The organism is Enterobacter cloacae complex sp. 397G4 (genome assembly GCF_050031515.1).
Lineage (GTDB): Bacteria > Pseudomonadota > Gammaproteobacteria > Enterobacterales > Enterobacteriaceae > Enterobacter > Enterobacter hormaechei_C.
The window spans coordinates 576,538-588,144 of record NZ_JBLGWE010000001.1; the positions used below are offsets into that span (position 1 = coordinate 576,538).

At 51.1% G+C, this 11,607-nt stretch carries 10 protein-coding genes and 1 tRNA gene; 6 read left to right on the forward strand and 5 right to left on the reverse strand.

Annotated elements, in window-relative coordinates:
• Positions 1-9: 9 nt before the first annotated feature.
• Together ACQG1Y_RS02760 and ACQG1Y_RS02765 are read left to right on the forward strand one after the other, a co-directional pair.
• Positions 10-1,392 carry an MFS transporter gene (locus ACQG1Y_RS02760; protein ID WP_368740760.1) on the forward strand — a complete coding sequence of 461 codons (1,383 nt, stop codon included), beginning with the start codon at positions 10-12 and terminating at the stop codon, positions 1,390-1,392.
• 11 nt (positions 1,393-1,403) lie between these two features.
• Positions 1,404-3,014 (forward strand): glycoside hydrolase family 43 protein, encoded by a 1,611-nt coding sequence (locus ACQG1Y_RS02765; protein ID WP_368740759.1) that lies wholly within the window; start codon positions 1,404-1,406, stop codon positions 3,012-3,014.
• Between the two features lie 4 nt (positions 3,015-3,018).
• Here the strand turns inward: ACQG1Y_RS02765 and xynR are convergent, their stop codons facing one another.
• The 3 genes from xynR to argL all read right to left on the reverse strand — a co-directional run bounded on the left by xynR (position 3,019) and on the right by argL (position 5,065).
• Complete coding sequence (gene xynR, locus ACQG1Y_RS02770) at positions 3,019-3,777, reverse strand: DNA-binding transcriptional repressor XynR (RefSeq protein ID WP_032652348.1); 759 nt, start codon at positions 3,775-3,777, stop codon at positions 3,019-3,021.
• Positions 3,778-3,995: 218 nt separating this feature from the next.
• On the reverse strand, positions 3,996-5,000 hold the full coding sequence (gene argF / locus ACQG1Y_RS02775; protein ID WP_045350171.1) for an ornithine carbamoyltransferase: 1,005 nt from the start codon (positions 4,998-5,000) through the stop codon (positions 3,996-3,998).
• A complete protein-coding gene (gene argL / locus ACQG1Y_RS02780) occupies positions 4,970-5,065 on the reverse strand; it encodes a putative translational regulatory protein ArgL (RefSeq protein WP_213083700.1) in 96 nt (31 codons plus the stop codon). Before argL ends, argF begins: the two co-directional genes overlap by 31 nt.
• Before the next feature lie 99 nt (positions 5,066-5,164).
• Between argL and rraB the strand changes: the two genes are divergently transcribed.
• The 4 genes from rraB (at position 5,165) to ACQG1Y_RS02800 (ending at position 7,339) form a co-directional block, all read left to right on the forward strand.
• Complete coding sequence (gene rraB / locus ACQG1Y_RS02785) at positions 5,165-5,590, forward strand: ribonuclease E inhibitor RraB (RefSeq protein WP_032625251.1); 426 nt, start codon at positions 5,165-5,167, stop codon at positions 5,588-5,590.
• Between the two features lie 46 nt (positions 5,591-5,636).
• Entirely contained in the window at positions 5,637-6,395 is a 759-nt protein-coding gene (gene miaE, locus ACQG1Y_RS02790; protein ID WP_032625253.1) for a tRNA isopentenyl-2-thiomethyl-A-37 hydroxylase MiaE, read from the forward strand.
• A 30-nt stretch (positions 6,396-6,425) separates the two neighbouring features.
• Positions 6,426-7,148: a hypothetical protein gene (locus tag ACQG1Y_RS02795; protein ID WP_063659314.1), complete on the forward strand. Its 723-nt coding sequence runs from the start codon at positions 6,426-6,428 to the stop codon at positions 7,146-7,148.
• Positions 7,149-7,254: 106 nt separating this feature from the next.
• Positions 7,255-7,339, forward strand: a tRNA-Leu gene (locus tag ACQG1Y_RS02800).
• Between the two features lie 585 nt (positions 7,340-7,924).
• Here ACQG1Y_RS02800 and ACQG1Y_RS02805 read toward each other — a convergent pair.
• Positions 7,925-9,607 carry a DNA cytosine methyltransferase gene (locus tag ACQG1Y_RS02805; protein WP_063659316.1) on the reverse strand — a complete coding sequence of 561 codons (1,683 nt, stop codon included), beginning with the start codon at positions 9,605-9,607 and terminating at the stop codon, positions 7,925-7,927.
• Between the two features lie 173 nt (positions 9,608-9,780).
• Positions 9,781-11,607, reverse strand: coding sequence for an AIPR family protein (locus tag ACQG1Y_RS02810; protein ID WP_063659318.1), 1,827 nt, complete (start codon positions 11,605-11,607; stop codon positions 9,781-9,783).

Genomic DNA, 11,607 nt, shown 5'->3' on the forward strand with positions numbered 1-11,607 from the left:
GTAATTCTGATGACGCAATTAACCATGAAAGACAAAATTGGCTACGGGCTGGGTGATACCGCCTGCGGCTTCGTCTGGCAGGCCACGATGTTCCTGCTGGCCTATTTCTACACCGACGTGTTCGGTCTCTCCGCGGGCATAATGGGGACGCTGTTTTTAGTTTCCCGCGTGCTCGACGCCGTGACCGATCCGCTGATGGGGCTGCTGGTAGACCGCACCCGCACCCGCTACGGCCAGTTCCGCTCGTTCCTGCTGTGGGGCGCCATCCCGTTTGGCATCGTCTGCATGCTGACCTTCTACACGCCGGACTTCTCCGCGCAGGGCAAAATCATCTACGCCTGCGTGACCTACATTCTGCTGACTCTGGTCTACACCTTCGTTAACGTCCCGTACTGTGCCATGCCGGGGGTGATCACCGCCGACCCGAAAGAGCGTCATGCCCTTCAGTCCTGGCGTTTCTTCCTCGCCGCCGCGGGGTCGCTCGCCATCAGCGGCATCGCGTTGCCGCTGGTCAGCATCATCGGCAAAGGGAACGAGCAGGTGGGCTATTTCGGCGCCATGTGCGTGCTGGGGCTGAGCGGCGTAGTCCTGCTTTATGTCTGCTTCTTCACCACCAAAGAGCGCTACACCTTTGAGGTGCAGCCGGGTTCGTCGGTGGCGAAAGATCTTAAGCTGCTGCTGGGCAACGGCCAGTGGCGGATCATGTGCGCCTTCAAGATGATGGCGACCTGCTCTAACGTGGTGCGCGGCGGGGCGACGCTCTACTTCGTGAAATACGTGATGGATCACCCGGAGATGGCGACGCAGTTTTTACTCTACGGCAGCCTCGCCACCATGTTCGGCTCGCTCTGCTCCTCCCGCCTGCTGGGCCGCTTCGACCGCGTCACCGCCTTTAAGTGGATCATCGTCGCTTACTCTCTGATTAGCCTGCTGATCTTCTTCACGCCGGCGGAGCATATTGCCCTGATTTTCGCCCTCAACATCCTGTTCCTGTTTGTGTTTAACACCACCACGCCGCTACAGTGGCTGATGGCCTCTGACGTGGTGGATTACGAAGAAAGCCGCAGCGGGCGACGCCTGGACGGGCTGGTGTTCTCCACCTACCTGTTCAGCCTGAAGATTGGCCTGGCAATTGGCGGGGCGGTGGTGGGCTGGATCCTGGCGTACGTGAACTACTCCGCCAGCAGCAGCGTGCAGCCGGTCGAGGTGCTGACCACCATCAAAATTCTGTTCTGCGTGGTGCCGGTGGTGCTCTACGTGGGCATGTTCACCATGCTGTCGTTCTATAAGCTCACCGACGCCCGCGTGGAGGCCATCAGCCAGCAGCTGATCAAGCACCGCGCGGCGCAGGGCGAGGCCATTCCCGACGCCGCGACAGCCGCATCCCATTAACCGGAGGCAACATGGAAATCACTAACCCGATACTCACCGGCTTCAACCCGGACCCGTCCCTGTGCCGCCAGGGCGAGGACTACTACATCGCCACCTCGACCTTCGAGTGGTTCCCGGGCGTGCGCATCTATCACTCCCGCGACCTGAAAAACTGGACGCTGGTCAGCACGCCGCTGGACCGCGTGTCGATGCTGGATATGAAGGGCAACCCGGACTCCGGCGGTATCTGGGCACCGTGCCTGAGCTACGCCGACGGCAAATTCTGGCTGCTCTATACCGACGTGAAGATTGTCGATTCGCCGTGGAAAAATGGCCGTAACTTCCTCGTCACTGCGCCGTCCATCGAAGGGCCGTGGAGCGAGCCGATCCCGATGGGCAACGGCGGGTTCGATCCGTCCCTGTTCCACGACGACGATGGCCGCAAATACTACCTCTACCGCCCGTGGGGGCCGCGCCATCACAGCAACCCGCACAACACCATCGTGATGCAGGCGTTTGACCCGCAGACCGGCACCCTCTCGCCCGAGCGCAAAACGCTGTTTACCGGCACGCCGCTCTGCTACACCGAAGGGGCGCATCTTTATCGGCACGCGGGATGGTACTACCTGATGGTTGCCGAAGGCGGCACCAGCTACGAGCACGCCGTCGTGGTGCTGCGTGCAAAAACCATCGACGGGCCGTACGAGCTTCACCCGGACGTGACGATGATGACCAGCTGGCACCTGCCGGAGAACCCGCTGCAAAAGAGCGGCCACGGCTCGCTGCTGCAAACCCACACCGGGGAGTGGTATATGGCCTACCTTACCAGCCGCCCGCTGCGCCTGCCCGGCGTGCCGCTGCTGGCCTCTGGCGGACGCGGCTACTGTCCGCTGGGGCGCGAGACCGGCGTCGCCCGCATTGAATGGCGCGATGGCTGGCCGTACGTGGAGGGCGGTAAGCACGCGCAGCTGACCGTGAAAGGCCCGCAGGTGGCGGAGCAGCCCGCCGCCGTTCAAGGTAGCTGGCGGGATGATTTCGACGGCAGCACGCTTGACCCTGAATTGCAGACTCTGCGCATTCCGTTCGACGACACCCTCGGCTCGCTCACCGCGCGCCCCGGCTATTTACGGTTATACGGCAACGACTCGCTCAACTCGACCTTTACCCAGTCGACCGTGGCGCGCCGCTGGCAGCACTTCACCTTCCGGGCCGAGACGCGGATGCAGTTCTCGCCGGTGCACTTCCAGCAGAGCGCGGGGCTGACCTGCTACTACAACAGCAAAAACTGGAGCTACTGCTTTGTGGACTACGAGGAGGGGCAGGGCAGAACGATTAAGGTGATCCAGCTTGACCACAACGTGCCGTCGTGGCCGCTGCACGAGCAGCCCATTCCCGTGCCGGAGAGTGCGGAGAGCGTCTGGCTAAGGGTGGATGTGGATGCGCTGGTCTACCGCTACAGCTACTCGTTCGACGGCGAGACGTGGCACACCGTGCCGGTGACGTATGAGGCGTGGAAGCTGTCGGATGACTATATCGGCGGGCGCGGCTTCTTCACCGGCGCGTTTGTGGGACTGCACTGCGAGGACATCAGCGGCGACGGCTGCCACGCTGACTTCGACTACTTCACCTACGAGCCGGTCTGACGGCTCAGGCCGGGTAGCCCAGCGCGCGTGAGAGCTGGAGCCCGGCCTGCTGAAGCTGCTCGCGGAAATTAGCCAGCTCTGCGTCGTCCACGCGGGAGGTCAGCGTCGACAGGCTCAGGGCGGCAATGACGCGGGACTCGTGGTTCCACACCGGCACCGCCACGCAGCGCACGCCCTGCTCGTTCTCTTCGCTATCCAGGGCGTAACCCTGCTCGCGGGTCTGCGCCAGGGCACTCATTAAGGCTTCGCGAGAGGCAAGGGTAGAAGGGGTATAGGTGGTGTACTGATAGCCCTCCAGCAGGGCGTTCAGCTCGGCCTCGCCCAGCCAGGCAATCAACACTTTGCCGATGGCGGTGGCGTGAACCGGCAGGCGGCGGCCGATGCGCGAATAGGCGATGGCGGCCAGCTTGCCTTCAATCTTCTCGATATAGACCCCTTCACGCCCGTCCAGGATCCCCAGATGGGTAGTCTGCCCGGTTCGCCGGGACAGCTCCGTCAGCCAGCCTTTCGCCTTCTGCCGAATATCCATCGAGCCCACGACAAAATGACCGCGCTCGACCAGCTTCATGCCGAGGCGATACTTACCGTTCTCCGGGTTCTGATCGATATAGCCGTGAAGCTGGAGGGTTTTCAGCAGCGAGTGGAGGGTACTCTTGCTCAGCCCCATCAGTTTGCTGATGTCGGTGATCTTAAGCTCGGTGGCCTGCTCGTTGAACAGGTCGAGGATCTGCAACGCACGTTCAACAGACTGAATAATCGGCATAATGCTGGTATGTCCACGCTGGAATGAAGGCGAAAACGTACCTTTTTCGGGGTGAAAAATCAATTGAGTAGAGCGGGTTGTGGGAGAAAGGGCATCAGGCCGCATCGTCGCCTGATTCGCCCGGCGGCGCTGCGCTTGCACGGGCCTACGGGCTGGGTTTTCTCCCTCTCCCTGTGGGAGAGGGCCGGGGTGAGGGCACCAGCGCTCAGAGGACCCAATCACTCCCCAAGCGTCGCCACCATCACCGCCTTAATCGTATGCATCCGGTTTTCCGCCTGGTCGAACACGATGCTCGCCGGCGACTCAAACACCTCGTCCGTCACTTCCATCCCGCCGTGCAGATCGAACTCTTTCGCCATCTGCTTGCCGAGCGTGGTCTGGTCGTCATGGAACGCCGGCAGACAGTGCAGGAACTTCACGTTCGGGTTGCCGGTCAGCGCCATCATCTGGGCGTTCACCTGATACCCGCGCAGCAGCGCGATACGCTCCGCCCACTTCTCTTTGGCTTCGCCCATCGACACCCACACGTCGGTATAGATAAAGTCCGCGCCCTTCACGCCCGCCGCCACGTCTTCCGTCAGGGTGATTTTACCGCCGTGCTTCTCCGCCAGCGCGCTGCACTCCGCCACCAGGCTTTCTTCCGGCCAGCAGGCCTTCGGGGCTACCAGGCGCAGATCCAGCCCGGTCAGCGCCGCCGCTTCCAGCATCGAGTTGCCCATGTTGTTGCGCGCGTCGCCCGCGTAGACCAGCGTCATCTCGTTAAACGCCTTGCCCGGCAGGTGCTCCTGCATGGTCAGCAGGTCAGCCAGCAGCTGCGTCGGGTGGAATTCGTTGGTCAGCCCGTTCCACACCGGTACGCCCGCATACTGCGCCAGCGTCTCGACCACTTCCTGGCCGTGGCCGCGGTACTGAATGCCGTCGTACATCCGCCCGAGAACCCGTGCGGTATCCTTAATTGACTCTTTATGCCCAATCTGGCTGCCGCTCGGCCCTAAATAGGTAACGCGTGCGCCCTGGTCAAATGCGGCAACTTCGAAAGAGCAACGTGTACGGGTCGAGTCTTTTTCGAAGATGAGCGCGATGTTTTTGCCAGTAAGCTTTTGTACTTCCTTGCCCTTTTTTTTATCGGCTTTGAGCTGTGCGGCAAGGGTCAGCAGAGAAGTGAACTGTGCAGGGGTAAAGTCGAGCAATTTCAGAAAGTGTTTCTTGTACAGATCAGACATTTTATCCTCGCATGGCGAACGCCACTTATTGAATTAAAATTCACTTTATATGTGTAATTATTCATTTTCAACCCCGTTTCACAAATCTTTCCAACAAAGGTGGAGGCAAACCCGTCCGTGTGTGAAAATAGAAGTATCTGCCGCACTTTAAAGAGGATTGACCCATGGCAAACCCGGAATTACTGGAAGAGCAACGCGAAGAGACGCGTCTGATTATTGAAGAACTGCTGGAAGACGGTAGCGATCCGGACGCGCTGTACACCATCGAACACCATTTCTCTGCGGACGACTTTGAAGCGCTGGAAAAAATGGCCGTGGAAGCCTTCAAGCTGGGTTACGAAGTGACCGAGCCGGAAGAGCTGGAAGTGGAAGAGGGCGACACCGTCATCTGCTGCGACATCCTGAGCGAAGGCGCGCTGAAGGCGGAGCTGATCGACGCGCAGGTAGAACAGCTGATGAACCTGGCCGAGAAGTTTGATGTGGAGTACGACGGCTGGGGAACCTACTTCGAAGATCCGAACGGTGAAGACGGCGAAGAAGGCGACGACGAAGATTACGTCGACGAAGACGACGACGGCGTGCGTCACTAAGCGTTTCAGGCGGTGGCGCGCGCCACCGCTTTTTCAAGGCAGAACCATGGATTACCCGCAGATACTCGCCCCCGTACTCAACTTCCTCCAGTGCCCGACCCCGCAAGCATGGATTGATAAAGCCCGCGACCCGGCGAACCTGCCGCTGCTGCTCACCGACCACATGGTATGCGAGCTCAAGGCCGCCCAGACCGCGCTGCTGCTGGTGCGTAAATACGTCGCCGACGAAAGCGGTGCCGATGCGCTGCTCGACTGGCTCAAGCCCTACGAACAGTTCACCTTCCGCGACGGCCCGGAGCCTGACTTCATCGCCCTGCACAGGCAGATTGGCAAAAGCGTGATGCCCAAAACCGACGACCCGTGGGGCCAGGCGCTTATCGACAGCATGGTGCTGCTGATTAAAGAGGAGCTGCACCATTTCTGGCAGGTGCGCGAGGCGATGCTGGCCCGCGATATTCCGTACGTCAAAATTACCGCCAGCCGCTACGCCAAAGGGATGCTGAAGGACGTGCGCACCCACGAACCGCTGACGCTGATCGACAAGCTCATCTGCGGCGCCTACATCGAAGCCCGCTCCTGCGAACGCTTCGCCGCGCTGGCCCCGTTCCTCGACGATGACTTACAGAAGTTCTATCTCTCGCTGCTGCGCTCGGAAGCGCGCCATTATCAGGACTACCTGACGCTGGCCCAGCAGGTGAGCGACGACGATATCTCACCGCGCATACAGCTTTTTGGCGAAATTGAAGCCACACTTATCTCGACACCGGACCACGAGTTTCGCTTCCACAGCGGCGTGCCGGTGTAAACCGGCACAACTCAAGGATAAGGATGCGAGATGAAAAAGACGTGGATCAGTACGGTCGTTGTTATTGTCGCGGCCGCCGCCGTGGCGTTCTGGGTGTTCTTTGACAGGCAACGCGCTCCGGAAGCGCAGATTGATACCACCCTCAACGCGATGCCCGCCTGGCAGGTGATTAAGGAGCAGGAGCCCGCGCTGCATCAGCGCATCCTCGACCAGATGGCCGCCCTGCAAAAAGCGGGCGAGCCGGAGCAGCAGATTATCGACACCATCCAGCCGCAGATCCTGCATCTGCAGATGTCGCGCCTGCAAAACGCCCCGGACGCCAACGTGGTGAACTACATGACCATCAATATGGAGCAGACCGCCGCCATCCAGAAGGTGAGCGACGACGCCTGCTTCCGCTTCCTCTACCCGATGGTGAAGGGCGGCATCAACCCGATGCGCATGCTGGATAAAGACCTGATGGCGCGTCGCATGCAGGCCGACGCCGACATGATGCGCGCGGCCTACGGCAAAAATCGCCACACCGTGACCCCGGCCGAGCGCGAGGCGGCTGTCGAAGATGTGCGACCGATTATGAAGCAACTTGCCGATAAGTACGGCGAGGACATCCAGCTGTTGCAGATGCCGGAGAAGGCGGTGGGCAAGGAGAAGCTCTCCTGCGATATGGTGAAGGAGATGTGGGCGAAGGTGCTGGCGCTGCCTGAGCAGAAGGCGGCGGGGGTGATTCGGCTGGCGGTGTCTGAGCTGGAGTGACGAAGGGCGCTGGTTTTTTGGGCACTTAGCGCGGGTTTCGCGCGTCGTCGCTTGCATGGCGGCGCGCGACAGGTATAATCCACAACGTTTCCGCATCCCCTTCAGTGCCGAAGTGGCGAAATCGGTAGACGCAGTTGATTCAAAATCAACCGTAGAAATACGTGCCGGTTCGAGTCCGGCCTTCGGCACCAAAAGATGCAAATGAAAGTCGCTTACGGGCGGCTTTTTTTGTGTCTGGAATCCGTGGAACATGAGGGATGTGTAATACTAAAATTTGATGATTAATGGCAGTGCTTTAATTTGCGTTTTAAATACTAAAAAACAAAAAATAGTTGTGTGTTGTATATAAGAAATTAAAAATAAGCACCTTTAAATTTAATATCTAACTATTAGCAGATGATATCTATGTATGAGGCAATAGAATAGGGGGTTGGCTATCATGGCAGAATATTAATTATTTAGCTTTATAAATCTGATATTTAAATAATTAATGATTAATTCCAGCCGTCATTAGGAGAAATAAAAACAATACCAATTGTAATGAAAGCGAGTATCTAACAGTTTTCCAAATGGAACTCATAGTCCATAGTTAATATTCATATGATAATGAGCGTACGTTTAACTGTAAAGAGCATTTTTATAGATTTTGACTCTCTTTTTATGAATTATAATTTTTACTTTAAAAGAGAACAATAACCGATAGTAAAAGAAGGATATGGAAAATAAGTATTTTGAGCCTGATATTACTTCCAATCAGGCTCGTCTTTTTATTTTATTCAGCAATTACTAGATAGACTAAAAGTGTCAGTGTGAGCGGCTATGTCATGGTCTAAAAAAGAACATAATTGTTGCGCTAAAGCCTTTGCTAAGATTGGTGGTACAGCATTGCCAATCTGCTGATATTGAGAATCCTTAACTCCATAGAATACAAAACTGTCTGGAAAAGTTTGTAAGCGAGCGGCTTCACGGATACTCAAAGCTCGATCATGAATGGGATGAATCCACATTGATTTCCTAACATTAACTACTGTCCCGGAAGGCTCATTATATTTGAGACGTAAATAGATTGTATTTTGTGTTCGTGAGCTATCAGAATAAGTAGTCTTAAGTTCTAATGGCAAATCATGGAAATTACAGCCCTGCGGAATCTTTTTAAATCGTTCTAAGGCATGTGGTGTCGTTTCGGTAGAAACATGATTATAAAGAATTTTTGAATTACGAAGCTGTTGTCCTAGCTCGCTAATAGGTTCTTCAATAACTGGAAGCTCAATTCCAATACTACCCTCTTTAACAGTGGTAGCAACTTTAATATTATCTATATCCTTTATGGCATCTTTAACAGTTCTGAATTGTTTTTCAGAGAAATGACCTACAGGTAAGCTAATGCTTTTTGCAATGCATTTTTTTATTCCCATAATAACAAAGCGCATACGTTTTTGTGGCGCGCCGAAATGAGCTGCAGACAAAACACCTTTGGTGATGTTATAACCGCTATCTACAGAACCAAGTATTGACTCAACATAATCAACAACTGCCATAGACGTCACAATAGCGGTTAAGCCATTTTTTATAGAATATTCTTTTACAACAATATTATTACAATGAATCTCCATGGCTTTAGACAACATTCTTTGGATCATAACAACTGGTTCAATTGTTGTGCATAAAAGATTTGTATGCCTAATTTCAGTGGTATTATTGAAATACTGATTTATGACCATCCCTGCAAGAAAATTATAGTGAACAATAGGGTCTTGCAAACTGGTTTTTTTCTCATTTATCAGTTTTTCTGCTAGAGAAAGTAATTTTTTTTTATGTTTTTCTAAAGCTAATTTTAGCTTGTCTTGGTTTTTTCTGACTTTATAAACAACGTTAAAAGTGAAATAATCCTTTTCATTCCATAAATATTTTTCTATTTTTTCTTTGTGGCGCACTACATCTATAGCCCCGTCAAAAAGGAATGGCTTATCAAGTAGTGAGATCTCAGCAGTCTCCGTATCGATATTATATTTTTTTATGATGTGTTGATCATTCTCATCAACATAAAACCGATGGACTTTCGATTGCAAAAGGCTAACGTTTTCCATAACAAAGGCTTTTGGATGTAAATTGAGAACAGCCTGAACGAATTTTTTGACTAGTGAATTATTCTGACTGATCGCATGATTTTTTTGGCGGTTTGCGCTTGAAAATCCTTGGCAAGGAGGTCCTCCAATCACAACATCGACTTGGCCAAGTTCTGCTTTAATTGTATCTGAAAGAGCATATTCAACGTCGCTATACATAGCCACGTTATTACCATGGTTATGTTGATAAGTTTGCCGCGCACTAGCATTCAACTCGAATGCTGCTTTAACCGAGAATCTCCCAGTCTGCAGAAAACCATAGCTGAGTCCGCCTGCACCAGCGAACAAATCTACTATGCTGTATTTCGATGTTGATGTAACTTGTTCGCTCATAAACGAGTCCAACTTTTCCTAATGACATTAACTGTATGAAACATAAATAGTTGAGCATATAAAATGCAGTTACCTAATTTTCTCACCTTTTTGCCATGTTTTCAATGAATTTATCGATGGTTAGAAAATATATTCATAATTACTGGCTGTATCGGTAATTTATTTTCGAAATCTTAGTCATTCAGTTCTGTTAGGCAATTTTCCATTTCATCAGAAAGTTCATATGGAATGCTTAAAACACTCCTCCAGCATTCTTCGCGCTTACACCATTGAGTAACGTTTTCCACACCGCGTGATGCCTCAGTGAGCTTGTAGTAAACGATTTCAGATAACTCGATTAAAGCTTTCTCAATGGGATGAGGTATGGATTGTCTTGCCCAGATAGCAATTAAATCAAGCTCTTGGGACTTGTATTTTTTTTGTATTAATTTGTGCAGGAAAGCAATTGTGTATGTAATAATATTAGCGCGGTATCCTTGTGAGTACCATCCTTGATGTGGTATCATTTTCTCCATATATTTAAACATCAGAATTAGTGCGACTGATTCCTGGAAATATTTATTATCTAACTTTGCTACCTCCTTTTGGTTACTCCATTCCTTAGCCATTTTATCAGCGAATTTCATAAAATTTGTTTGTGCACCACGACTGACTATATATGGAAAGCCTGCCCAAGTATTGCGCACCTTGGCAAGATCGGTTTTAGTAATTAATTGGTTTTTGGGGTTCTGAAGGAGGAATGTTTTCTTCTCTGTCCGAGTTAAACGCATTTGTTTTTGAAGATATTGCCCTCTTGCCCTTTCATAAAACCACTTTGTGTCAAATTGGGCATTTTCATTTGCTCTTGCATAAAGTCGTTGTGAGCATCGCTCCATCCAAATATGAAATGGATGTGTTGAAAAGAAATCTGCATCGCTTACCTTATTTTGACTATTGGATGAGCGAGAAATATCCTGAATAAGTTGTGTAGCTTTGTCCTCCGAAATTTGTTCAATTACCGTGAGTTTCATTTGAACGAACACTTCGCTTAAATCATGTTTGTCTTTATGTCGTGTATTTGAGAGAGAGGCAGTAGTTTGCCCTCCATTGATTATTTGAAAATCATTCGCAAGTACTAGTCGTTGCCCTTCTTGAGTTTTCTCGATTAAGACATTCATTGCAGTAGCTGATATTCCATTGTTATATGCAAAAAATCGTTCTGGAGTTTCAATTATCGTTGACCGTATTTTTTTATTAACTGCAACTTTAGTAGATAAAAATGAGCGAACGTTTCCCTCTAAAAGAAGGCTACCATACTGGTCATATACATCAGCTAAAACTTCTCCAGGTATAATACAAAGATAACTTTTGAAATCTCTCGTCGATGTCTCGCTTGCATTCAAGCAGGGAATTCCATTTGGCGTATACTCTTTAAAATTAATCTCAACAACATGCCTGCCTGAATCAGACGCACACATATTGAATAAACGTTCAATGTCCCAAATTTCACACTCAGTAGGAATTCCGTTTATAGCATCAGATTCAATTTTCTTTATGCTTGTTCTTATTACTGAATTTGTAAAAATAAGGAAGCGATATTTACGTATTTCATTTTTCTTTTCTTTAATAAAATCAGCCAAGTCCCAACATGGTCTGCTCATTTCTAAGCCACGACTGAAAAAATTATTTTGTGCTTCGTATACGAAGTTCATTATATGATTTTGTAACTGTTTTGCTTTTTGTTTCGATAGAAGCTGTTCACTCTGAGAACCATCATAATCCGCGATTATAAGATTCATTGTTTTATCGAATTCATCATATGCATAACCATCAATACGTAGTTTCCTGTTATGTTTACCAAGACCCTCAAAATAACAAGCTGAAAAATCCGGCAAAAACTCACCCTCTTGTAAATAATTGGCGAAAGTAGATACAAAAGTAGCGCATGTTCCATCCCCAGTTACAGCCGCACTGACTTTTATTTCTTCTAAAAAATCTATCTTAAATTCATTGGCGTCCAT